The following is a 20,431-nucleotide window of genomic DNA, read 5'->3' as shown; positions in this document are numbered from 1 at the left end:
AATGAGCTCTTGGAAAACCATTGAAACGGAAAATGATATTGAAGATTTGCTCCGTCTATATTACGGCTTCCATGATGCTTGCATCGTAGCCGCATCGTATCGAAGCGAAACCAGCATCGATCATGAAGGCACGATACACTATTCCAATATAGATGGTCACACGATGATACTCCGTTTTCAGTCCCAAATGGCGTTGAGAATTCTGGAGCTTCGATTTATCGGTGTAAGGCAAGCCCGTTTAATCGTCGGGAACGATCATTTCCCCTGTGATTTAACGGATGCAACGCTATCTTTCGTGAATGGACAATCAGTAAGAAAACCCGAACATTTGATTGAATGGACAGGCTGCAGTGCATTCGATTTCAAACCCCTTGATACTACGGCACATGATTTTGCAGATCATCATATAATAGCCAACAATCTGAGATGGCGATTTCTGGAAGAAGACAACTGCTCTCACAACTGAAAGAACGGTCATCGCAAGCATCTCAGGAGCTTCTGATGACCGTTCTTTTTTCATGTTTCAATGTTTCGCCGCATAGCGAGCCATGGCGATGCGGACGGCTGCGCGGGCAGCAGGCGATGCAGTCGGGGCAGCGGTGCCGGCAATCTTGCCCTTGTCTTTTCCATCGTCATTATCGGCGTCGGCATCTTCCTTTTGCTTCTTTTCAGGCGGCAGAGGCAGAAGACCTTCTTTCATTTTCGCGATTTCCTCGAGCTTTTTCTGCTCTTCCTTCATCTTCTCGGTGGCCTCATCCGAGTCTTCCTGACGACCGCATTCGGCAAGCTTCAGAAGCGTCCACTCCAGATCTTCCGCCAAAGCCTGTGTGTCCTCAAGCCATATATTGAGTTTGGAAAAGCTGGCATCGAGTTCATCAAAGTCTCTCTGTTCTCTGCCCCGCAGCCCTAGAGGATCCTCTATACGCCGGCCTGCCATCCGCGCCTCCTCTCTTTTATTTATCTTCTCAATCATCTTTTCCACTTCTTCGTGGCTGGCTTCAAACCAATTGAAATCCTCGTCCTCATCCTTCGGCAAAGGCGCACACAGGCGGTCTTCCTCGACTTCTGCACGCGCTTCAGCCACCTTCTTCTCCAACTTTGTTTTAAGGTCATAAATCATGGAGATCTTGTCGTCGTACGAGGTCGCGACGATGTGTGACAAGAGCTTTTCCTTCTCTTCCTTGAGCACTTTTCTTTCATCGTCGGTCAAGGTATCATCCTTGAGCAGTTCCTTGATGGCAACGACGCGCTCCTTCTCCGCCTTGACGACATCCCTCGTGTCCTCCACGCTTTCGATCCTGCCGCGTGCCGACATGTCGTCCCGCTCCTCGGCATCGCGCAGAATCTCCTTCGCGTCCTTTTCCCCAAGCTGCAGAAGCCGCGCCTTCCTGCTGATCAGCACCTCGGCCGCACTGCCGAGATGCGTCTTCTCCTTCTCCTTGCCCTTCAATGCCATGGCAGAGGATGGCGCAGATACAAAAGAAGCGCTCGCCTCGCGCCCGCGCACGACAGTTCCGATTCTCATGCTCATTTCCTCATCCCTTCCCTGTGCTGAGAAAACAATCTTCCGCTGTTCTTCTTTATTTCATCGAAAATTTCTTGTTGTTTCTTAAGCTGCAAACATGATACGATAGATGTACAGAAAGGAAGGAGCGAATCCTATGGCACAGGCAGTTGTAAATTTTTCTATGGATGCAGTCTTGAAAGAGCAGATGGAGCAAACATGCCATGCGATGGGTCTGACAATGGCATCCGCCTTCACGATGTTTGCTGCAAAAGTCACGCGAGAGCAGCGCATTCCTTTTGAAGTATCCGCCGACCCCTTTTACAGCGAAGCTAATATGGAGCGGCTGCGAAAATCCATCGCCCAAATGGAAGCAACCGGCGGTACAAATGACCATCTTACAGCAAACAAAAGGGGCTGTCACACTTAGATTAGTGCGGCAGCCCCTTTTTCATAAGGAAACTTCTCCTCGTCTTGGAAGCATCATAAGTCTTTCACAGAAGTTCTGTCATGCGCTTGAGCGGCTTCGACGTGTCAAGATGACCGGCCAGAGAGTCGACTTTCTTTCCTTCGAGAAGGATCTGCACGGACTTCACCTCGGGGAACTCGGTCAGGGTGTTGACGATGGAGCCGACGAGCATTTCCTCTCCCGTCGAGCCTCCTGCAAAGTTCTTGACGAGGTCTTCGCTGAAATCGACGGTCGCAATGCCGTCCTTGACTGCGACGCTCTTGAGCTTCGTCTTCTTGGGAATGATCGTGATGACGCCCTTCGCCTTCGTGCCCGAGAGCAGGGATTCCATCGCTGCCTTGTACTTGCCATCCTGCGTCGTCTCGACCGTGCGCGTCTCAGCTATGAGTTTCATGCCGTTGTCGTCGGGATAGTAGACCTTGATGCCGATCCTTTCCGCCTGCTTGGCCGCGCCGTTCTTCGTTCCCGCGTCCTTCTTGTCCGTCGCCGCCGGCTTGTCTGCCGCCGGCGTGTCCGCGTCCTTGGATTTGTCGTCTGCGCCGCAGCCCACAGCAAGGAGAAGCGTCAGAAGCATGAGGAGCGCGAGCATGGATTTCATGATTTTCATTCTAAAAAACCGCCTTTCTATTCGCTTATCCGCCCGCAAAGAAGCGGCTCAGCCCCTTCGCTATGGCAAATGCCATCTTGTTTTGAAAATCCTCCGAGGTCAAGAGAGCCTCTTCGCGTTCATTCGAGATGAAAGCAAGCTCGACAAGAGAGGCAGGCATGCTCGAATGCTTGAGCACGTAGAGGTTTGCCTCCTTCGCGCCGCGATCCCGCAGGCCGCCTGCTGCAAGAAGCTCTTCCTGCAGGATGGCGGCGAGCCTGCCGCCATCGACCGAGCCATAGTACGAATACGTTTCCGTCCCGTTCGCCGTCGGGCTGGAAAAAGCATTGCAGTGGATGCTCAAAAACAGCTCCGCTCCCGGCGTGCGCTCGGCGACATCGACGCGCGCCTGCAGTTCCTCTCCGTTCGAAGCGTTCGGGCCGTAGACGTCGCGATCCGTCGTGCGCGTCATCACGACGTGCGCACCTGCACCTTCCAAGAGACGCTGCACCTTCTGCGCCACCTGGAGAGCCACATCCTTTTCACGCACGCCATTCGGGCCGACCGCGCCCGAATCGCTGCCGCCGTGCCCGGGATCGAGCACGATCGTATGCCCGGCGACGCCTTCGATGCCATCGGGTGCGACGAATTCCGGCACAGGAGCAGCAACGGGCGTCATCACGTCGATGACGAGGCGATCCGGCTTCTTCGCGCTGCGATCGGCAGGCAGCGTGTAGACGGCGTAATTCTGCTCCTCCACCTCCGAAGCGAAGGAAACCATGATCTCCACGCCGCGCCGTCCCTCCTCGCGCAGCGTCATGAAGCGTCCGAGTGCGCCGTCGAGCGTCGCATCCGTGCGCATGGCGCCGAGTTTCGCATCCTGCACGGCCACGATCAGATGCTTGGGCTTCGACGAATCTTTCTGAACCGTATAGGAAACATCCGCACGACTCATGCCGATCTCGATGCGCAGCACGCTGCGTCCATCCTCCTCGAGCACCTGATACTGGAGGTCATTGAGCTCAAGCGCCCGCGCGGCGAAAGCCTCGGGGGCAAAGAGCATGAGCGCCATCAGAAAAAGGCTGAAGGACAAAAAAAATCGTTTGAACAAAAAAACCACTCCTATCGTCAATCTCATAAGAGCGTCAAGCTCCGAATTTCCATCTCGCTTCTCATTCTCCCTTGAGGCTTCTTAAGAGCGACGCCGCTTCTTCACGCGCCTCTCTCGTACGCTCTTCATCAAAGGAAATCTCCCAGCGGATGTAATCGCCCTCTGAAAGCCCTGCGGGCAGTTCATCCGCAGGAAAGACGACCTTCTTCTCTTCCTCTCCCACGAGGAGAACTGCTTTCTCTTCCTCGAAGCGATCGATGACGGCAAATGCCATTTACTTTTCCTCCTTCACGCTGTAGGTCTTGCCGTCCGAGGTTATGGCGATCGTGCCGCCTTGGTCGGTGCGATAGACCTTGATGTTGAACTTCTTGTATCTTTCGAGGACTTCCTTGTGCGGATGCCCGTAGTCGTTTCCCGCACCGCAGGAGATCGCGACGACTTCGGGCGCCGTCGCCTTCAAAAACGCCGCCGTCGACGATGTCTTGCTGCCGTGGTGCGGCGACTTGAGGACGAGGCTCTTGAGGTCGGCCGCGCTGTGGCGCGAGAGCGTTGATTTCTCTGTCTCCTTTTCCGCATCGCCCGTGAAGAGCATCGTGAAGTCGCCGTATTCGAGCCTGCCGACGATCGAGTTGATATTGAGGTTCGGCTTGCCGTTTTTCTTGCCGCCCTCCTTCACCATCTCGGCCGTCGGACTCAGAACGTGAAACGAGACGCCGCCGCCGAAGTCGAGCACATCGCCGTCGACGAGCGCCTTGTAGGGAATGCTCTTCGATTTGATGGTCTTCAGGTAGTCGCGGTAGAACTTCGCCGTCGTCGGCTCGCCGTTGTCATAGACCGCCTTGACCTTGCAGTTCTTGAAGAGGACGGAAGCGCCGCCCAAATGGTCGGCATGAGGGTGCGTGATGATGAGCTTGTCGACCGTCTTGATATTTTCTTTCTTGAGCGCCGCTTCGAGCTTCGGATGCTCGTCGAGGTCGCCCGTATCGATGAATATGGTCTGATCCGCCGTTCGTATGAGGATGGCGTCTCCCTGCCCGACGTCGAGCACCTTGACGTTTAGAGCGCCGCCCTTCGCCTGCGCCGCTTCCTGCGCCGCGTTCGGTGCTCCCATGCAGCCCGTCAGCAACGTGCAGGCAAAAACGAGTGCGGCGAGCATGCCCAGCATTTTCTTCATAAGGTTTCTCCTATCGTTCGTCTAAGCTGTCACACTTCAATCGTCCTGCAAGATGCAGTGTTCGATTCCCCACGCTGCGCCGTCTTCCAGCACCGTGGGCACGACGGTCTCAGCATGTGGCAGCAGCCTCTCGTTGGCGTTCCCCATGACGAGGGCGTGCGCGACAGTCTGCATCATCTCGATGTCGTTCTCGCCGTCGCCGAAAGCGTAGCTTTCTTCCACGGGAACGCCGATGTGCTCGAGTGCATGAAGGATGCCCGTGCCCTTCGATTCGTGCGCAGAATACAGCTCGAAGTTCCTGCCGTGCGCCGCATCGACGAGCCCCGTGACGCCCGGAAGCTGCAGAAAGTCCGCAAAGGACGTGCGCTCTGCAGCATAAAACTCCATCTTGTAGGTCACGACATCGCGCCAGGAAAAGTCGCGGCGAAAGAAGTCAAGCGGCACATCGAAGCTCTTGAAGAAGGCTTCCAGCCCCTTGCATTCCGCGCCCATGTAGGTGAAGTCCACGCTCTCCTGGCAGAAGTCCAAGCCCTTCTCCTGAGCCAGGCGCACGATGCGGCAGACGAGCGAAGGAGGCAGAGGCTTCTGGAAGATGATTTCACCGCCGACCATGACGACGGCGCCGTTCATGAGCACGAAACCGTCGAAGCCGAGGTCGAGCAGCCCCTGCTCAATGAAGCTGTACGGACGCCCCGTGGCAACGAAGGCATAGTGTCCCGCTTCCTGCAGACGGCGGATCGCCGTGCGCACCGCCTCGGCAGGCAGCGGCCTCTTGTGCGTGACATCGATGATCGTGCCGTCGAGGTCGAAGAAAACCGCCTTTCTCATTTCTCTTCGCCGACCTCACTCTTCTTCTCATGCGGCAGATCGAAGACGACGCGCATGATGAGGAACACGATCCACAGCGCCATCGAAACGAGATAGGCGATGTCGATGGTCTGCAAATTGTCATAGTCAAGCGTGGCCATGAGCCAAACGGCCACGACGAGGATGAACCAATCGAGCTTGCGTATTCTTCTCAGTTTTTCCATGCATTTCACCTTTCTCCTTGCTTTTCCTGTACGCTTTTGCATCGGAAAGCTCACGCGAATCCACCGTCAAGAGCCGCTTGCCGCCCAATTTCCGAGCGCCCTTTCCCTGCATGTGAAAAAGCCGCTCCCATGCCAAGCGCCTTGGCTGAAAGCGGCTGCCCTCTCTATTTCCGCTGCATCTGGGCGTCAAGGGCGTCGTGCATACGATGATTGATCGTGCTCAAACCTCGGTAGACCGTCGTGATGTCAACCTCGTCCCCGCGGTTTTCCATGTAGCGCTCCAGCTTGCGCTTCACGCGCTGCAGAGCATTGTCGATGGACTTGACATGGCGGTCGAGATCGACGGCGATCTCCTGATACGACTTGCCGTCGAGGTAGCTCATGAGCACGCGCCATTCGAGATCGCTCAGGATCTCTTCCATCTTTTCCTCGATATCGACGAACTCTTCCTGACTGATGACGAGCTCCTCGGGATTTGAAACGCGTGCTCCCGGCAGAATATCGAGGAGTGTGCGGTCAGAATCCTCATCGTAAATCGGCTTGTTGAGCGATATGTATGAATTCAGCGGGATGTGCTTCTGGCGCGTCGCCGTCTTGATCGCCGTGATGATCTGGCGCGTCACACAGAGCTCAGCAAACGCACGAAAGGACGAAAGGCGGTCGTTGCGGAAATCGCGAATCGCCTTGTAAAGGCCGATCATGCCCTCCTGCACGATGTCCTCGCGGTCAGCGCCGATGAGGAAGTAGGAGCGCGCCTTCGCGCGAACGAAGTTGCGATACTTGTTGATCAAGTAATCCAGAGCGATGTTGCTGCAATTTTCCTTGATCCTGGAAATGACTTCCTCATCCGTCAGGCCGTCAAATCCTTCAAACCGTGTATCATTGCCGCTGTCTCTCATTTCCGCTTCCATAGCATCGACCCCATTCGTGTTGTTTTCCACTTCTGAAGAAAACGATGTCCCCCTGAGGGGCTGCCAATCCTTCGGCTTCCCCTCGACTGCTTTGATTATACTCCACAGATGCCCGAAACGTCAAGCGCGGCGCGGCTTTTTCCGCCTTTAGCGCGTTTTGCTGCGCATATTTCTCATTTGTCCGTGCCTTTTCCCGTACATTTCAGCGGCTTCGCTTTCGCAGAGCGTCGAGCTTCGCCGCCGTGCGGCTGTCGATGCGCGAGCCAACTTCGTTGCGCGAAAGGGGCAGCGTCACTTCGCCCAAGTACTCGTCGGCAATCTTTTTCTTCGTCTTCTTCACGCGCCGCCAAAGCTCCGCCGATGAGATGCGATAGGCGCCCGCGCCGAGGATTGCCGACTGCTCAGCGCCGTCGGAGGTCACGACGTGCACCTCGCGCGAGGTGCGCACGGATTCGTAGGCAAGACGCTCGATGCAGCTGTCCGCCGTCACGCCTTCGCCCGTGTAGATGACCTCGAAGTGCGGCGCGACCTGTTCCTTGTGCTCTTCGCCGCTTGCAAAGAGGGCGTCAAAGACGACGGTCATATCGTATTTTTCGTAAGCGCCGTACTCCATGAGCAAGTGAAGCAAGCGGTCACGCGCTTCTGCAAGGTCGCCCGCAAGGGAGGCCAGCTCGGGCAGCGCATGGATGACGTTGTAGCCGTCGATGATGAAATGCTCGCGCTTCTTCGCCATCGCCTTACCCCTTACCCAAGAGGCGTGCGCGCCTCGCCTCGTACATGAGGAGCGCCCCGGCGACGGAAGCGTTGAGCGAGTTGATCGCCCCGTGCATCGGGATGCGTACAAGGAAGTCGCACGTCTCCTTGACGAGGCGGCCGAGACCCTTGCCCTCGCTGCCGATGACGATGCACAGAGGCCCCGTCAAATCGGCATGGAACATGTCCTCATCGCCCGCCATATCGGCGCCGACGAACCAGAGGCCGCGCTCCTTGAGGCGCTTCATCTCCTGCACGATGTTGCCGATGCGCACGATGCGCACATGCTCGATGGCGCCCGCCGAGGTCTTGGCAACCGTCGCCGTCAGCGCACAGCCGCGGCGCTCGGGCACGAGCACGCCGTGCACGCCCGCCGCGTCCGCCGTGCGCAGAAGCGCGCCGAAGTTGTGCGGATCCTCGATCTCATCGAGCAGCAGGAGGAGAGGCGGTTCACCCTTTTCCTCGGCGCACGCGAAGACGTCATCGAGCGAGGCGTAGGCGACGGGCGCAGCGTAGGCGATGACGCCCTGGTGGCGCATGTCGGGCGCAAGCTGGTCGAGCTTCTCTCGCTTGCTCGCCCGCACGGGCACGCCCTGCTCTCGTGCAAGCGAGAGGAGCGGCGCTAGCGCCGCCTCCTTCGCGCCCTGCGCGACGAGGATGCGATTGATGCCGCGCCCCGCCTTCAGCGCCTCGAAGACGGCGTTCCTGCCGACGAGAATCTCATCGGCAGAAGGCGCATCGCGCCGCTCTTCCTGCCTCCCGCCGCGTTTCAAGGCCATCCGCTCTTCCTTCGCAGACCGTTTCTTCTGCTTCGTTTCCATCGCTTCGCACCATCTTCCGCTCTTCATTCAGCGCACTTCGGGCTTCACGATGTACCTCGCGAGCCACGGCTCTTCTTCGACGAGGAGGTCGCGCATCCCGAGCATCATGTCGCGGATCTCCCACTGTGCGCCCGGCGTCGTCACGCGCTTTTCGTAGACGTCCATGAAGGAACGCAGGTTGAGCGTCGTCACGAAGTTCGTGCACGCCGCGCCCGGCAGCACGAAGCGTGCGTCCTGCTTCGCCACGCCGAGCGCGAGAAGATCGTCGTAAGCTCTCTGAATCACCTGCATCGTCTCAAGATAGCGCGCATACGCCGCTTCCTTCTCACGAATCGTCTCGGGCACGACGTGGGCGAAGATGCCGTCCGCCTGCTTTTCCGACTGCTCCGAAACGTAGCGCTGGCTCTGGACGCTTAAGGACACGCCGATGCGGTGGCGCGAATACTGCGCGAGAAGCGTGCGCGAGACGCCCTTGACGGCGAACGTCATCGAGCAGTGCTCGACGACCGAAAGATGCTTGCTCGTCATGATGCGCTCCAACAGGCGCAGCATGTCCGCCTCGCTCTTTTCCTCGGCCAGAAGCTCGATGGGCGAATCCGCGCTGTAGCAGGTACGCGCTGCCGTCCAGCACGTTTTGAGGTAATTCGGCGTCTTTGCAATCAACTGTATTTCCAAGGCTCTTTTCCTTTCATCTTCGTAAGGCGTGCCGTCATTCAGCCGCCCCTTTCTTCACGCGCTGTCCGCGTTTAGCGGCAATCTCCGCCATCATGCCCTGCGCGATGGCCTGAAACGCCCATTCGGCGATCTCGTCCAAACGCTCCGTATCCTTTTCCAAAAACAGCGTGCCAAGAAGCGCCTCGAAGCCCGTGCTCGCATGGTACTCGGCGACGCTCGCGCGGCGCGGCGCATGGCTCTTCGCGTTCCTGCCGCGGCGGAAGATGCCGCGCTCGCGCTCCGTCAGACGCTCCTCAATCGCGTGATATGCCTTCGCCTGCCAGACCGCCGAGACGATCTGCGCGGCAAAGTCACTCAGGACGTGCACCTGCGACTGCTCGAAGGATAGAAGGCGCGTGCGCACGAAGAGATGGAAGTAGGCATCGCCGATATAGGCGAGCACGAGGGGGCTGGCGAGGCGCACATCGATTCCTTCGTAGCGCTCGGCGATGCCGCCCTCGCCGTCGGGCGTGAACATTGAACCGACGATGGCGCGAAAGCGATCAAACCTCATGCGCGCTTCCACCTTGCGCCCTGCGGCGTATCCTCGATGACGACGCCGCGAGCCTTGAGTTCGTCGCGCAGATGATCGGCGAGCGCCCAATTTTTCTCCTCACGCGCCTTCTGGCGCAGATTGAGGAGAAGTTCCATAAGGCTGTCGACAAGCCCGTCATCCGCCTTTTCTTCCTTCGCCTCGAAGATGCCGATGACTTCCGCCATCTCGGCATAAACGGCACGAACCTTGGCGAAGTTCGCCGCGTCGAAGGCAGCTGCGCCCGTCGTGACCTCGTTATAATAGATGTTGATTTCCTTCGACAGGGAGAAGAGGTGGCTGATGGCGAGCGCCGTATTGAAATCGTCGTCCATCGCTTCATAGAACGCCGCCTTGGCTTCCATCGCCGCTGCCAAAAGCGACTTCGCGCTGCCAGAGCTCTCGTCCTTGCGCGACGAGAGCTCTGCGGCATTGTCCCACGAATTCTTGAGGCGTGCGAGGCTCGTCTTCGCCTCCGCCAAGCGCTCGTCGGTGAAATCGAGCGGACTGCGGTAGTGCGTCTGCACGATGAAGAAGCGCACGACCTCTCCCGCGTATTTCTCCAAAATGTCCTTGACGGTGAAGAAGTTGTTTTTCGACTTCGACATCTTCTCGTCATGGATCGTGATGAAGCCATTGTGCAGCCAGTAGCGAGCGAAGCTGTGGTCGTCGCCCGTGCATGCCTGCGCCTGTGCGATCTCGTTCTCGTGATGCGGGAAGATGAGATCGCTGCCGCCGCCGTGGAAGTCGAACGTCTCGCCCAGATACTTCATCGACATCGTTGAACACTCGATGTGCCAGCCCGGACGCCCCTTGCCCCACGGACTGTCCCAAGATGGCTCTCCCGGCTTCGCCGCCTTCCACAGCGCGAAATCCATCGGATGATGCTTGCGCTCGTCGACGCCGACGCGTGCGCCCGCCTGCATGTCGTCCAAGGAGCGGCCGCTGAGCTTGCCGTAGCCCGCGAAGCGCTCCACGCTGTAGTAGACGTCGCCGTCGAGCGCATAGGCATAGCCCTTCTCGATGAGCTTTTCGATCACGGCGAGCACGTCCGCAATATGCTCCGAAACGCGCGGATAGGCGTCGGCGCGGCGCACGTTGAGCGCGTCGATCGCCTTGAAGTATTCCGCGATGTAGTGGTCGGCGAGCTCCTTCCACGTCTCGCCCGCCTCCTTTGCGCGGCGGATGATCTTGTCGTCGATGTCCGTGAAGTTCTGCACGTAGCGCACGGCATAGCCCTTCTTCTCCAGATAGCGGCGCACGACATCCCATGTGACAAAGGGACGCGCGTTGCCGATATGCGGGTCGTTGTACGGCGTCACACCGCAGCAGTAGATGCTCGCCTTGCCCGGCTCAAGGGGCTTGAATTCCTCTTTCTCGCGCGTCAGCGTATTATAAACCCTCAGCATTTATTTTTCCTCCATTCGCTCCAAAGAAGCGACAGCGTAGGCGGATATGCCTTTCTCCTCGCCCGTAAAACCGAGCTTTTCTTCCGTCGTCGCCTTCACATTCACCTGATCAAGCTCCAAATCGAGCTTTTCGGCGATGTTCCGGCGCATTTCCTCGATGTAGGGCGCGAACTTCGGACGCTGCGCCACGATCGTCGCGTCGATGTTGCCGACGCAATAGCCCTTCGCACGAATCATTTCCGCGACATGCTCCAAGAGCTTCATGCTCGACACGCCTTTCCAGCGATCATCACTGTCGGGAAAGTGCCTGCCGAGATCGCCGAGCGCCGCTGCGCCCAAGAGGGCGTCCTCGACGGCGTGCAGCAGCACATCGGCGTCCGAATGCCCCAGAAGCCCATATTCATGCGGGATGTCGACGCCGCCCACGATGAGCTTGCGCCCTGTCACCAGACGGTGCACGTCGTATCCCATGCCAAATCTCGTCATATCGTCACCTTCATTTCATCCGCAATTCCTGCAGGATGCGCCAGAAGCGCCTCCGCCATCCACAAATCTTCAGGTGTCGTGATCTTCAAATTGCCGTAGTCACTCTCAACGACGAAGACCGCCTCGCCGATTCGCTCGACGAGACTCGCGTCGTCTGTGCCAAGAAAGCCGTCCTGCGCCGCCTTCTCGTAGGCGCGTTCCAAAATCTCGCGGCGAAATCCCTGCGGTGTCTGCACCTCCCAGAGACTTGCACGCGACGGCGTCGCCTCGACGCGCCCGTCCTCGCCGACAACCTTGATCGTGTTCTTCGCGCGCACGGCAGCGATGGCGGCGCCCTTCTCACGCGCCGCAGCGATGACCGCCTCGATTGCAGCAAGGCTCACCAAAGGCCGCGCCGCATCGTGTACGAGCACAACGTCGGCATTTGCGGCGAGATGCGCCATGCCGTTCGCGATTGAATACTGGCGCTCAGCGCCGCCTTGAGCGACGCGCCAGGGCTTCAAGCCCTGCGCCTTTTCCAGCATCTCCTCGACAAAAGCGACCTCGTCCTTGGCGACGACAACGATCAGTTCGGCAACTGCAGGCACGGCGGAAAAGCGCCGCAGCGTACGAAGCAGGATCGGCACGCCTGAAAGTTCCAGAAACACCTTGTTTCTGTCCGCCTTCATGCGCCTTCCTGCACCCGCCGCCGGAAAAATCACGGAAACCATAAAGCCTCCTTGCATATACTGCCTTATAAACGCGCCGCCGATAAGTCGCATGACCTATCGGCGGCACTTCTCTTTCACCAATGTCTGGGCTTTGCAAAAATCATGCGTCCGGCTGCTGTCTGCAGCGCCGACGTGACCTCCACTTCAATCGTATTGTTGATATGGCGGCGGCCGTTCTCGATGACGATCATCGTGCCGTCATCGAGATAGGCGACGCCCTGTCCCGGCTCCTTGCCTTCCTTGACGACGGAAACGCGCATCGTCTCGCCTGGAATGACGACGGGCTTCACGGCATTGGAAAGCTCGTTGATGTTGAGGACGGGCACGTCGCGCAACTCTGCAACCTTGTTCAGGTTGAAATCATTCGTGATGAGCTTGCCGCCCACGACCTGCGCGAGGCGCACGAGCTTTGAGTCGACCTCGGCGATGTCGTCGAAGTCCTGGCTCGTGATCTCGACCTCCATCTTCGATTCCATGCGTATGCGCTGCAGGACATCGAGTCCGCGCCTGCCGCGCACGCGTTTCAACGCATCTGAGGAATCGGCAATATGCTGCAGTTCTTCCAAGACGAACTCAGGGATGAGCAATGTACCGTCGATGAAGCCCGTCTCACATATATCGGCAATGCGTCCGTCGATGATGACGCTCGTATCGAGCAGCTTGTAGAGCTTGGACGATTTCTGTTCCTTGCTGATTTGCCCCAGCGCTTCCTTGGCCTTCGCCTGCGCCTTCGCTTCGCGGCTCTTGCTGATCAGATTCGGCAGCGTGCCGAAAAGATCGCCGACTTCCTTGCGCTTCTTGATCGTGATATGAATGCCGAGATAGCCGAACACGATGCTGAAAACGACAGGAAAATATGCGCCGACGAGCGGGATCTTGGAAAACGCCGCTCCCAATAAATTTGCAATGATAAGTCCGATGGCCAGCCCCGCTGCGCCTGCGATGACATCATGAATCGGCATCTTGTTCAGCTGCGTTTCGACCCAATAGGTGAAGCGCTTGAGCGTAGCCGTGAAAAGTGGCGTCGTGATGAAGCCGAGAACTCCGCCCAAAACAGCACCGACAAGAATGCAGACGAGCGAAGCGAGCGTCAGGCCGAAGAGTCCGAGATCCAGTTTGAGAACTTCCGTGCTCAGAAACAAGGTCAGAAGCGGACTGGCAAGTTGCATAAGCGCTCCGCCGAGAATGGCGAAGATCAGCGTGATGAAAAAACGCAATACTTTTTCGAGCAATAAACATCCCTCCCCATATAATGGAAATGACAAAGCCAAACAGATTTATCATACTAAATCTATTCGGCTTTGTCAAAAGAAATCACTCTCGAATCGCTGGGGTCTTCCCGGCAATCGTCAGCATCAGGCAAAATCGTTTTCCGCAAGGATGCCATCCATCCACGACTTGACTTCCTCGGGCGATTTGCTGCAGGCATAGACAAGCTCACTGACGATAATCTGCCGCGCGAGATCCAGAAGGCGCCGCTCGCCGCTCGAAATCTTGCGCAGGCGATCCTGCAGGACGAGATTTCGCGCGACAGCCGCCACATCGCAGATGTCACCGCTCTTCATGCGCTCAAGATTCGCATGAAAGCGCTTGTTCCAGCTTCCCGTCGCACGCTCGGGAGCCATCTGCAGAATGTCCTTGACCTCTTCGACCTGCGTTTCGGGAATCACGTCTCGAAGACCCATATTATCCACGTTGTCCGTCGGTATCATGACCTTCATGTTGCCCAATGGCATTTGAAGCACATAATAGGATTTGCCCTCGCCGAGCACCTCGCAATCCTCTATGCCAGAAATCACGCCCGCCCCATGCATCGGATAGACAACTGTGTCACCAACCTGAAGCAATGCTACACCTCCTGCCCTTTCCCCATGCAAAACGCACGGAATTAAAAAACTATCCGCATACATTATAGCACAAATCTTCATAAGTTGGAAGAAAATAAGTAGTTTATCATATCCCTCATTTTATGTCAATCAGGTTTTATCATATTTAGGATAATTCTCTTACATTATGAATCCAGATCATGTCCATGCCTATGCCCCAAGGCCGCCGCCCATTCGTGACTGATGAGTCCGCCATGGGCAAAAAGTTCGACGATGTGCGCATTCGTCTCACGAATCGCCCGCGCTTCTTCTTCCGTGCCGCCGTTTCGGATGCAGGCATGGTAAGATTTTTTCAGCTGACGGTTGATGCGGTAATACTGCTGTGTGCGAAAATACATGAGTTTTCCCCTCTCTTCTGCGCTTCTTACTAGCGCGGTGGTCTGTCTTCCTCTAGTATAGCAAACTACACGCACACACGTCCACTTTTTGGACATTGTGCGCCGCCCTTACATGAAAAAGCAGCCCGATCGACCAAGCGAAAATAAATTTTCTCCAAATGCTTGACAACCTTCTTTTCGAGGAGTATATTATGCTTCATCGAGGTTACAACTTAACAAGCCACGACGCAAACTTTCAGGACACATGTTCAGCCGTGAAGCAGAGCGGCAGGACTTGCTTCCACCGCCGCTTCTGACAACGGCCTCATCAAGGAGTCACGCTGTACATATGTCCTCACGCCTTACAGAAGCCTAGCCGATCGGTCTGCGCCTTCGGCTTGACCTCTCGGGGCTTCATGGTAAAAGAATACATCGCCAAATTCTATGACGGGAAAGAGTATTCGTGATACGCTGTCTTACAGAGAGCCGCTCCTGTGCTGAAAAGCGGCAGAAAGCCTCACGAAGAAAATCCTCCCCGAGAAGCAAAGCTGAAATCGAGTAAGCCGAGCCGTTCCTTCCGCGTTAGAGGAAGCGCGTATGACTGTACGCGGCAAGCGCCCGCTTTATGCGGGAATCTGGGTGGTACCGCGGATAATCCTCCGTCCCTTTCGAGGGGCGGAGTTTTTGTTTATCATCCTGCATTATTTTAGGAGGAATCATTATGGAAAATTTGGATCTCGCCCGTCTCAGACGAAAGCGCGACCTGCGCATCATCCTGCCCGTCTTCCTCGTGTCCATCATCGCCTGCATCGACCGCGTGAACATCGCCTATGCAGCGCTGACGATGACGCAGGATCTCGACTGGATCACGCCCGAAATCTTCGGTGCAGGCGCGGGCATTTTCTTCATGGGCTATCTGCTCCTGGAAATCCCCGGCGCACTCATCGCCGCCCGCTTTTCCGCCGCGAAGTGGATCGCACGCATCATGTTCACATGGGGACTTGTCTGCATCTTCATGGCATTCATGCAGACGCAGACGGAGTTCTACCTTTGCCGTTTCCTGCTCGGCGCCTCGGAAGCGAGCCTATATCCCGTCATCTACTCCGTGCTCTTCGCACGCTGGTTTTCCGAAAGGGAGAGAGCGCGTGCCAATTCCCTCATGTTGACGTCACTTCTCATCTCAACGATCATCGGCGCGCCGCTCGCGGGCTTCCTGTTGCAGACCTCTTTCTTTGGCATGCACGGCTGGCAGGAACTGTTCATCTTGGAGGCAGGACCCGCCCTCCTCTTCGCCGTATTTTTCTTCTACTTCGTCAAAGACAAGCCCGACCAGGTTTCCTGGCTCAGTGCAGAAGAAAGGGAATACTTGAACCGCCAGTACGAAGAAGAGCAGGCGCGTATGCAAAGCGTCAAGAAATACACGATCTTCCAGGCTTTCTCCGATCCCAAGGTCTTGAAACTCTGCTTCATCTACTTCATGTGGGTCATCGGCTTCTGGGGCTTCAACTTCTGGATGCCGACGGTGCTCAAGGGGCTTTCGGGCTGGTCAACCGGATTCCTCGGCGGCGCCATCGCCGTTCCGATGACGGCGGCGCTCATCGTGCAGGTCATCATCGGCAAGACCTCGACGAAGACGGGCGACAAGGTATGGCACGTCGCGGGCGCTCTCCTCGTCGGCGCCGTCGGCCTAGGACTCAGCCCCTTTGCTGATGACATGTACACGGCACTCTTCCTCGTCTGCCTGTCCGCCATCGGCATCTACGCCGCCATGGGCGTCTGGTGGACGATCCCGACGAGCTTCCTCTCCGGCTCCGCCGCTGCCGGCAGCGTCGCCCTCATCAACTCCTGCGGCAATCTCGGCGGCTGGGTCGGCCCCTACATGATGGGCTGGCTCAAGACGGAGACAGGCTCCTTCGACACGGGCTACTTCCTCATGGCACTCTTCATGTTCATCGCCGCGCTTACGGTGCTGACGATCCAATACCGCTGGAACGGGGCGCGAAAAACAGCACAGAGAGAAAGCGAACATCCGGTTCCTCTGCAGCAGGAAGCGTAAACCAAACAAACAAAAACCGCCCTTGCAGTCGAAAATCGACTTGCAAGGGCGGTTTCTTATGCAGCTTCTGCTGCGCCCAAATTACTTGAGCTCGACCGTTGCGCCGGCCTCTTCGAGCTTCTTCTTGAGCTCTTCTGCCTCTGCCTTCGCGATGTTCTCCTTGATCGGAGCAGGAGCGCCGTCAACGAGCTCCTTCGCTTCCTTCAGGCCGAGACCCGTAGCTTCGCGGACAGCCTTGATGACGTTGATCTTCTTGTCGCCGGCAGCAGCAAGAACGACCGTGAACTCGGTCTTCTCTTCACCGCCCGCAGCAGCCGGAGCAGCGCCGGCAGCAGCAACAGCAACCGGAGCCGCAGCGCTGACGCCAAACTTCTCTTCCATATCCTTGACGAGTTCGGAAAGTTCGAGGACGGTCATGCCCTCAATGGCCTGCAGGATTTCTTCTTTAGTCATGATTGTACCTCCATAAAATTGTTTTCTTCAAATGTATTCAGCCTGCAAGCGGCGGACGTCTGCCCAACCGCTGCACTCTATAAGGTTCAGGCGGAAGCCTGCTCCTCCTTTTGCTTGCGGATCGCCTCAAGCACATAGACCGCGTTGCGGATGACTCCTTGGAGCACGTTGACCGTACCCGCAATCGGAGACTGCATGCTGCCCAAGAGCTTTGCGAGAAGAACCTCGCGCGACGGCAGATCGGCCAAAGCCTTGACCTCAGCGACGTCGATGACGCGTCCGTCGAGAAGACCTGCTTTGAGCGTCAGGATGCCGGCTTCATCGAGCTTGTTCTTCTTCATGAACTCGCAGATGACCTTTGCCGGCGCCACAGCGTCGTCAGTGGAAACGGCAAGAGCCGTCGTCCCCTCCAAGTGATCGCAAAGTTCGTCGAGCCCGAGTTCCTTCGCGGCGATGCGCGTCATCGTGTTCTTGACGACATGATACGAAACGCCTGCCTCACGAAGCGCGCGGCGAAGCGCCGTGTCCTGCGCTACAGTCAAGCCTTTGTAGCTTGTAAAAACGGCTCCCTTCGCCGTCTGAAGCCTTTCCTTCAGCTCAGCGACAACCGCTTCCTTCTTTGCATTTACCTTTGCATTCATTCTTGCACCCCCTCTCAATGAGATTCAACAAAATAAAACGGCTCCCAACTGTATGCCGGAAGCCGCATCTTTTGAAGCAATGCGCCTGAATCCGACCTCGGCGGGCGAGCAACTTGCTCGTTAGATGGAAGATCCATACCTGCTGTCTACAGTCATCGTATGCTGTTTTATCGGATTAGGCTATCGTAGCAATCGGAACGCCGGGGCCCATCGTAGAGCTGACCGTGATCGCACGGATGTACTGCCCCTTCGCTGCTGCCGGGCGAACGCGGACGAGCGTGTCGATGAGTGCCTGATAATTCGCCTTGAGCTTATCGACATCGAACGAAGCCTTGCCGATCGGGACATGGACGTTGCCGGCCTTGTCCGTGCGGTACTCGACCTTACCGGCCTTAATCTCGCTGATCGCCTTCACAAGATCCATCGTGACCGTACCGAGCTTCGGGTTCGGCATGAGACCGCGAGGACCCAAGACCTTACCGAGGCGGCCGACCGTGCCCATCATATCGGGCGTAGCGACGGCGACATCGAAGTCGAACCAACCGCCCTGAATCTTCGTGACGATCTCGTCCGAGCCGACGTAATCAGCACCTGCATCCTCGGCTTCCTTGACCTTCTCGCCCTTGGCAAAGACGAGAACCTTTTTCGCCTTGCCCGTGCCGTGCGGCAGAACCATAGCACCGCGAACCTGCTGATCAGCGTACTTCGGATCAACGCCGAGACGGACGTGCAGCTCGATCGTCTCATCGAACTTTGCCGTCGCAGTTTTCTTCACGAGTTCCATAGCCTCAGCGACACTGTATAGCTTTCCGTCTTCCAGAAGCTTCGCAGCATCCTGATATTTCTTGCCGTGTTTTGCCATTCAAAAATTCCCCTTTCGTGGTCATAGCGGTTTTTTTACAACGAAACCCCAAGGGATCAAGCCGAAGGCGCAGACCGATTGGCTGGTTTCATGTAAGGACGGCGTACAACGTCCAGGAAGTGGACATTTGTGCGCGCAATTTCCTGCCACGAGCATGAGCGTCTCGAATCAATCGACGATTTCGATGCCCATGCTGCGAGCCGTTCCCTCGATCATGCGCGTAGCAGCTTCGAGGTCTGCCGCATTGAGATCCTGCATCTTCGACTGCGCGATCTCCTGCGCTTTCGCGCGCGGCACCTTAGCGACTTTCGTCTTGTTCGGCTCACCGGAAGCTTTTTCAATGCCGGCAGCTTTCTTCAAAAGAATTGCGGCGGGCGGCGTCTTCGTGATGAACGTAAACGAACGATCCTCGAAGACCGTGATCTCGACCGGAATAACAAGACCAGCCTGTTTGGCCGTCCTCTCATTGAATTCCTTGACGAAAGCCATGATGTTGACGCCTGCCTGACCGAGTGCCGGGCCTACCGGAGGAGCCGGACTTGCCTTGCCGGCAACAACCTGCAGCTTGACGAGCTTTGCGACCTTCTTTGCCATACTTTTTAACACCTCCTTAAAAGGGGTTTATGCTGCTTCTCATATCGAGACACCGAGCGATTCCCTAGATTTTTTCAACCTCGTTGTACGACAGCTCAACCGTAGTCTCGCGTCCAAACATATCGACGAGAACTTTGACCATGCCCTTTTCTGGGAAGACTTCCGCCACCGTGGCAGCGAAATTCTCAAAAGCACCCGAATTGATATGTACGGCCTGTCCAACCTCGAGATCGATGTGGGTGACGGGCTTCTCTTCCTCCGTCCCCATAGATTTCAAGATATGCTTTACTTCTGCTTCCGACAGCGGAATCGGCTTCGTTCCCGAGCCGACGAATCCCGTGACACCCGGCGTGTTGCGCACAACGTACCAAGAGCGGTCATTGACGATCATCTCAACCAAGGCGTAACCGGGGAAAACCTTCTTCTTGACGAGCTTCTTCTTGCCGTCCTTGATTTCGGCCTCTTCCTCCATCGGGACGATGACGTTGAAAATATTGTCCTCCATCCCCATGGTATGGACGCGAGACTCAAGATTCGCCTTGACCTTGTTCTCATATCCGGAATAGGTATGGATCACATACCATTTCTTCTCAGACTCCATCGCGCCTCCAGCCTTCTATTGCAGAATAAGTTTAAACAGTCTTGCAAAAAACGTATCGCATACCCAAATCAGCGCACAGACGACAACGACCGCCACCCCCACGACACCGGTATACGTCACCAGCTCCCTGTGAGTCGGCCATGTCACCTTCTTCATCTCTGCCTTGACCTCGCCCAAGAAACGGAAGAGGTTGAAACCGCCCGAAGAAGACTGCGGCGCTGACGATCTTTCATCTGCCAAAGCATTCACACCCCGTATCATATTGCTGCAAGCCGCAGGGCTTACTTCGTTTCTTTATGCGGCGTATGCTTCTTGCAGAACTTGCAATACTTGTTGAATTCAAGCCGATCGGGATCATTCTTCTTGTTCTTGTTGGTCTGATAGTTGCGGTTCTTGCAAACCGTGCAGGCCAACGTAACGGCGTTGCGCATGTTTCAGCACTCCTTCCCTTCCATAAAATCACTAACATACTTTATCACACTTAATACCGAGTGTCAACAATATGCAAGGAAAAATCCCCGAACTTCCCACCAACATAACAAAAACCCCTCGCGGGGCTTGAAAATGGTGGCGGCACAGAGATTCGAACTCCGGACACTGCGGGTATGAACCGCATGCTCTAGCCAACTGAGCTATGCCGCCCTATTATGATGGAGCTGATGACCGGGATTGAACCGGTGACCTTATCCTTACCAAGGATACGCTCTGCCGACTGAGCTACATCAGCAAATCGACAACAATAGGATTATACACGATACACCACGGCTTTGCAAGGGATTTGCGAAAATTTTCTTTTCCCTGACGCGAAAA

28 protein-coding genes, 2 tRNA genes and 1 other annotated feature are annotated in these 20,431 nt (G+C 56.5%); of the genes, 3 read left to right on the top strand and 27 right to left on the bottom strand.

Going from position 1 to position 20,431, the window contains the following annotated elements; all coding sequences use genetic code 11:
* Position 1: 1 nt before the first annotated feature.
* A complete protein-coding gene (locus tag HMPREF1153_RS12805; RefSeq protein WP_156810580.1) occupies positions 2 to 466 on the top strand; it encodes a hypothetical protein in 465 nt (154 codons plus the stop codon).
* A gap of 57 nt (positions 467 to 523) precedes the next feature.
* On the opposite strand, the gene HMPREF1153_RS10015 is transcribed toward HMPREF1153_RS12805, so the two are convergent.
* Complete coding sequence (locus HMPREF1153_RS10015) at positions 524 to 1,525, bottom strand: hypothetical protein (protein WP_009646810.1); 1,002 nt, start codon at positions 1,523 to 1,525, stop codon at positions 524 to 526.
* A 136-nt stretch (positions 1,526 to 1,661) separates the two neighbouring features.
* Here HMPREF1153_RS10015 and HMPREF1153_RS10010 point away from each other — a divergent pair, with 136 nt between their 5' ends.
* Positions 1,662 to 1,934 carry a type II toxin-antitoxin system RelB/DinJ family antitoxin gene (locus tag HMPREF1153_RS10010; protein ID WP_013740694.1) on the top strand — a complete coding sequence of 91 codons (273 nt, stop codon included), beginning with the start codon at positions 1,662 to 1,664 and terminating at the stop codon, positions 1,932 to 1,934.
* 64 nt (positions 1,935 to 1,998) lie between these two features.
* Here HMPREF1153_RS10010 and HMPREF1153_RS10005 read toward each other — a convergent pair whose 3' ends face one another.
* From HMPREF1153_RS10005 to HMPREF1153_RS09925, 17 genes are all read right to left on the bottom strand, one after another.
* On the bottom strand, positions 1,999 to 2,580 hold the full coding sequence (locus HMPREF1153_RS10005; RefSeq protein ID WP_009646811.1) for a GerMN domain-containing protein: 582 nt from the start codon (positions 2,578 to 2,580) through the stop codon (positions 1,999 to 2,001).
* Positions 2,581 to 2,605: 25 nt separating this feature from the next.
* The gene (locus HMPREF1153_RS10000) at positions 2,606 to 3,679 is read right to left on the bottom strand and encodes an N-acetylmuramoyl-L-alanine amidase family protein (protein ID WP_232208277.1); all 1,074 of its coding nucleotides are present in this window, start codon (positions 3,677 to 3,679) and stop codon (positions 2,606 to 2,608) included.
* Positions 3,680 to 3,731: 52 nt separating this feature from the next.
* The gene (locus HMPREF1153_RS09995) at positions 3,732 to 3,944 is read right to left on the bottom strand and encodes a DUF3006 domain-containing protein (protein WP_009646843.1); all 213 of its coding nucleotides are present in this window, start codon (positions 3,942 to 3,944) and stop codon (positions 3,732 to 3,734) included.
* The gene (locus HMPREF1153_RS09990; protein WP_009646798.1) at positions 3,945 to 4,844 is read right to left on the bottom strand and encodes a ComEC/Rec2 family competence protein; all 900 of its coding nucleotides are present in this window, start codon (positions 4,842 to 4,844) and stop codon (positions 3,945 to 3,947) included. It lies immediately after the preceding gene.
* Positions 4,845 to 4,880: 36 nt separating this feature from the next.
* A complete protein-coding gene (locus HMPREF1153_RS09985; protein ID WP_009646827.1) occupies positions 4,881 to 5,672 on the bottom strand; it encodes an HAD family hydrolase in 792 nt (263 codons plus the stop codon).
* A complete protein-coding gene (locus tag HMPREF1153_RS09980) occupies positions 5,669 to 5,875 on the bottom strand; it encodes a hypothetical protein (RefSeq protein WP_009646850.1) in 207 nt (68 codons plus the stop codon). The genes HMPREF1153_RS09985 and HMPREF1153_RS09980 overlap by 4 nt, the downstream gene beginning before the upstream one ends.
* A 164-nt stretch (positions 5,876 to 6,039) precedes the next feature.
* A complete protein-coding gene (gene sigH / locus HMPREF1153_RS09975; protein ID WP_006192838.1) occupies positions 6,040 to 6,786 on the bottom strand; it encodes an RNA polymerase sporulation sigma factor SigH in 747 nt (248 codons plus the stop codon).
* A gap of 202 nt (positions 6,787 to 6,988) precedes the next feature.
* On the bottom strand, positions 6,989 to 7,519 hold the full coding sequence (locus HMPREF1153_RS09970; RefSeq protein WP_009646804.1) for an NYN domain-containing protein: 531 nt from the start codon (positions 7,517 to 7,519) through the stop codon (positions 6,989 to 6,991).
* Positions 7,520 to 7,523: 4 nt separating this feature from the next.
* Positions 7,524 to 8,360: a 23S rRNA (guanosine(2251)-2'-O)-methyltransferase RlmB gene (gene rlmB / locus HMPREF1153_RS09965; protein WP_037370544.1), complete on the bottom strand. Its 837-nt coding sequence runs from the start codon at positions 8,358 to 8,360 to the stop codon at positions 7,524 to 7,526.
* A 27-nt stretch (positions 8,361 to 8,387) separates the two neighbouring features.
* A complete protein-coding gene (gene thyX / locus HMPREF1153_RS09960; protein WP_009646845.1) occupies positions 8,388 to 9,035 on the bottom strand; it encodes an FAD-dependent thymidylate synthase in 648 nt (215 codons plus the stop codon).
* A 34-nt stretch (positions 9,036 to 9,069) separates the two neighbouring features.
* Entirely contained in the window at positions 9,070 to 9,588 is a 519-nt protein-coding gene (locus HMPREF1153_RS09955; RefSeq protein ID WP_009646865.1) for a Mini-ribonuclease 3, read from the bottom strand.
* Positions 9,585 to 11,015 (bottom strand): cysteine--tRNA ligase, encoded by a 1,431-nt coding sequence (gene cysS, locus HMPREF1153_RS09950; protein WP_009646813.1) that lies wholly within the window; start codon positions 11,013 to 11,015, stop codon positions 9,585 to 9,587. Before cysS ends, HMPREF1153_RS09955 begins: the two co-directional genes overlap by 4 nt.
* Positions 11,016 to 11,501 (bottom strand): 2-C-methyl-D-erythritol 2,4-cyclodiphosphate synthase, encoded by a 486-nt coding sequence (gene ispF / locus HMPREF1153_RS09945; protein WP_009646847.1) that lies wholly within the window; start codon positions 11,499 to 11,501, stop codon positions 11,016 to 11,018. It lies immediately after the preceding gene.
* Positions 11,498 to 12,211, bottom strand: a complete 714-nt coding sequence (gene ispD / locus HMPREF1153_RS09940) for a 2-C-methyl-D-erythritol 4-phosphate cytidylyltransferase (RefSeq protein ID WP_009646828.1) — start codon at positions 12,209 to 12,211, stop codon at positions 11,498 to 11,500. Before ispD ends, ispF begins: the two co-directional genes overlap by 4 nt.
* Positions 12,212 to 12,285: 74 nt before the next feature.
* The gene (locus tag HMPREF1153_RS09935; protein ID WP_009646858.1) at positions 12,286 to 13,443 is read right to left on the bottom strand and encodes a PIN/TRAM domain-containing protein; all 1,158 of its coding nucleotides are present in this window, start codon (positions 13,441 to 13,443) and stop codon (positions 12,286 to 12,288) included.
* 123 nt (positions 13,444 to 13,566) lie between these two features.
* Positions 13,567 to 14,058 carry a CarD family transcriptional regulator gene (locus HMPREF1153_RS09930; protein WP_009646831.1) on the bottom strand — a complete coding sequence of 164 codons (492 nt, stop codon included), beginning with the start codon at positions 14,056 to 14,058 and terminating at the stop codon, positions 13,567 to 13,569.
* Between the two features lie 164 nt (positions 14,059 to 14,222).
* The gene (locus HMPREF1153_RS09925; protein WP_009646840.1) at positions 14,223 to 14,435 is read right to left on the bottom strand and encodes a hypothetical protein; all 213 of its coding nucleotides are present in this window, start codon (positions 14,433 to 14,435) and stop codon (positions 14,223 to 14,225) included.
* Between the two features lie 414 nt (positions 14,436 to 14,849).
* Positions 14,850 to 15,084 (top strand) — a binding site (T-box leader).
* 51 nt (positions 15,085 to 15,135) lie between these two features.
* Between HMPREF1153_RS09925 and HMPREF1153_RS09920 the strand changes: the two genes are divergently transcribed.
* Entirely contained in the window at positions 15,136 to 16,470 is a 1,335-nt protein-coding gene (locus HMPREF1153_RS09920) for an MFS transporter (RefSeq protein ID WP_009646838.1), read from the top strand.
* Between the two features lie 81 nt (positions 16,471 to 16,551).
* On the opposite strand, the gene rplL is transcribed toward HMPREF1153_RS09920, so the two are convergent.
* The 9 genes from rplL to HMPREF1153_RS09875 all read right to left on the bottom strand — a co-directional run bounded on the left by rplL (position 16,552) and on the right by HMPREF1153_RS09875 (position 20,348).
* Entirely contained in the window at positions 16,552 to 16,923 is a 372-nt protein-coding gene (rplL, locus tag HMPREF1153_RS09915) for a 50S ribosomal protein L7/L12 (RefSeq protein ID WP_009646830.1), read from the bottom strand.
* Positions 16,924 to 17,009: 86 nt separating this feature from the next.
* A complete protein-coding gene (rplJ, locus tag HMPREF1153_RS09910) occupies positions 17,010 to 17,564 on the bottom strand; it encodes a 50S ribosomal protein L10 (protein ID WP_009646856.1) in 555 nt (184 codons plus the stop codon).
* A gap of 175 nt (positions 17,565 to 17,739) precedes the next feature.
* Entirely contained in the window at positions 17,740 to 18,426 is a 687-nt protein-coding gene (gene rplA, locus HMPREF1153_RS09905) for a 50S ribosomal protein L1 (protein ID WP_009646821.1), read from the bottom strand.
* Between the two features lie 168 nt (positions 18,427 to 18,594).
* A complete protein-coding gene (gene rplK / locus HMPREF1153_RS09900; protein ID WP_006192855.1) occupies positions 18,595 to 19,020 on the bottom strand; it encodes a 50S ribosomal protein L11 in 426 nt (141 codons plus the stop codon).
* Positions 19,021 to 19,084: 64 nt separating this feature from the next.
* Positions 19,085 to 19,621 (bottom strand): transcription termination/antitermination protein NusG, encoded by a 537-nt coding sequence (nusG, locus tag HMPREF1153_RS09895; RefSeq protein WP_009646860.1) that lies wholly within the window; start codon positions 19,619 to 19,621, stop codon positions 19,085 to 19,087.
* A gap of 15 nt (positions 19,622 to 19,636) precedes the next feature.
* Positions 19,637 to 19,861: a preprotein translocase subunit SecE gene (gene secE / locus HMPREF1153_RS12450; protein ID WP_232208275.1), complete on the bottom strand. Its 225-nt coding sequence runs from the start codon at positions 19,859 to 19,861 to the stop codon at positions 19,637 to 19,639.
* Positions 19,862 to 19,902: 41 nt separating this feature from the next.
* Entirely contained in the window at positions 19,903 to 20,052 is a 150-nt protein-coding gene (rpmG, locus tag HMPREF1153_RS09885; RefSeq protein ID WP_006192858.1) for a 50S ribosomal protein L33, read from the bottom strand.
* 134 nt (positions 20,053 to 20,186) lie between these two features.
* Positions 20,187 to 20,263: transfer RNA gene (locus HMPREF1153_RS09880), tRNA-Met, on the bottom strand.
* 9 nt (positions 20,264 to 20,272) lie between these two features.
* Positions 20,273 to 20,348 (bottom strand) — tRNA-Thr (locus HMPREF1153_RS09875).
* Positions 20,349 to 20,431: the final 83 nt, after the last annotated feature.

It is taken from the genome of Selenomonas sp. CM52 (genome assembly GCF_000292955.1).
Lineage (GTDB): Bacteria > Bacillota > Negativicutes > Selenomonadales > Selenomonadaceae > Selenomonas.
Note: the sequence above shows the minus strand (reverse complement) of the source record. Positions and strands in the feature narration are given on the sequence as shown.

What these genes read in the sequence shown, in the direction of transcription:
- HMPREF1153_RS12805 (WP_156810580.1), top strand. Translation starts at nt 2, where the DNA reads ATGAGCTCTTGGAAAACCATTGAAACGGAAAATGATATTGAAGATTTG.
- HMPREF1153_RS10015 (WP_009646810.1), bottom strand. Translation starts at nt 1,525, where the DNA reads ATGAGAATCGGAACTGTCGTGCGCGGGCGCGAGGCGAGCGCTTCTTTT.
- HMPREF1153_RS10010 (WP_013740694.1), top strand. Translation starts at nt 1,662, where the DNA reads ATGGCACAGGCAGTTGTAAATTTTTCTATGGATGCAGTCTTGAAAGAG.
- HMPREF1153_RS10005 (WP_009646811.1), bottom strand. Translation starts at nt 2,580, where the DNA reads ATGAAAATCATGAAATCCATGCTCGCGCTCCTCATGCTTCTGACGCTT.
- HMPREF1153_RS09995 (WP_009646843.1), bottom strand. Translation starts at nt 3,944, where the DNA reads ATGGCATTTGCCGTCATCGATCGCTTCGAGGAAGAGAAAGCAGTTCTC.
- HMPREF1153_RS09990 (WP_009646798.1), bottom strand. Translation starts at nt 4,844, where the DNA reads ATGAAGAAAATGCTGGGCATGCTCGCCGCACTCGTTTTTGCCTGCACG.
- HMPREF1153_RS09985 (WP_009646827.1), bottom strand. Translation starts at nt 5,672, where the DNA reads ATGAGAAAGGCGGTTTTCTTCGACCTCGACGGCACGATCATCGATGTC.
- HMPREF1153_RS09980 (WP_009646850.1), bottom strand. Translation starts at nt 5,875, where the DNA reads ATGGAAAAACTGAGAAGAATACGCAAGCTCGATTGGTTCATCCTCGTC.
- sigH (WP_006192838.1), bottom strand. Translation starts at nt 6,786, where the DNA reads ATGGAAGCGGAAATGAGAGACAGCGGCAATGATACACGGTTTGAAGGA.
- HMPREF1153_RS09970 (WP_009646804.1), bottom strand. Translation starts at nt 7,519, where the DNA reads ATGGCGAAGAAGCGCGAGCATTTCATCATCGACGGCTACAACGTCATC.
- rlmB (WP_037370544.1), bottom strand. Translation starts at nt 8,360, where the DNA reads ATGGAAACGAAGCAGAAGAAACGGTCTGCGAAGGAAGAGCGGATGGCC.
- HMPREF1153_RS09955 (WP_009646865.1), bottom strand. Translation starts at nt 9,588, where the DNA reads ATGAGGTTTGATCGCTTTCGCGCCATCGTCGGTTCAATGTTCACGCCC.
- cysS (WP_009646813.1), bottom strand. Translation starts at nt 11,015, where the DNA reads ATGCTGAGGGTTTATAATACGCTGACGCGCGAGAAAGAGGAATTCAAG.
- ispF (WP_009646847.1), bottom strand. Translation starts at nt 11,501, where the DNA reads ATGACGAGATTTGGCATGGGATACGACGTGCACCGTCTGGTGACAGGG.
- ispD (WP_009646828.1), bottom strand. Translation starts at nt 12,211, where the DNA reads ATGGTTTCCGTGATTTTTCCGGCGGCGGGTGCAGGAAGGCGCATGAAG.
- HMPREF1153_RS09925 (WP_009646840.1), bottom strand. Translation starts at nt 14,435, where the DNA reads ATGTATTTTCGCACACAGCAGTATTACCGCATCAACCGTCAGCTGAAA.
- HMPREF1153_RS09920 (WP_009646838.1), top strand. Translation starts at nt 15,136, where the DNA reads ATGGAAAATTTGGATCTCGCCCGTCTCAGACGAAAGCGCGACCTGCGC.
- rplL (WP_009646830.1), bottom strand. Translation starts at nt 16,923, where the DNA reads ATGACTAAAGAAGAAATCCTGCAGGCCATTGAGGGCATGACCGTCCTC.
- rplJ (WP_009646856.1), bottom strand. Translation starts at nt 17,564, where the DNA reads ATGAATGCAAAGGTAAATGCAAAGAAGGAAGCGGTTGTCGCTGAGCTG.
- rplA (WP_009646821.1), bottom strand. Translation starts at nt 18,426, where the DNA reads ATGGCAAAACACGGCAAGAAATATCAGGATGCTGCGAAGCTTCTGGAA.
- rplK (WP_006192855.1), bottom strand. Translation starts at nt 19,020, where the DNA reads ATGGCAAAGAAGGTCGCAAAGCTCGTCAAGCTGCAGGTTGTTGCCGGC.
- nusG (WP_009646860.1), bottom strand. Translation starts at nt 19,621, where the DNA reads ATGGAGTCTGAGAAGAAATGGTATGTGATCCATACCTATTCCGGATAT.
- rpmG (WP_006192858.1), bottom strand. Translation starts at nt 20,052, where the DNA reads ATGCGCAACGCCGTTACGTTGGCCTGCACGGTTTGCAAGAACCGCAAC.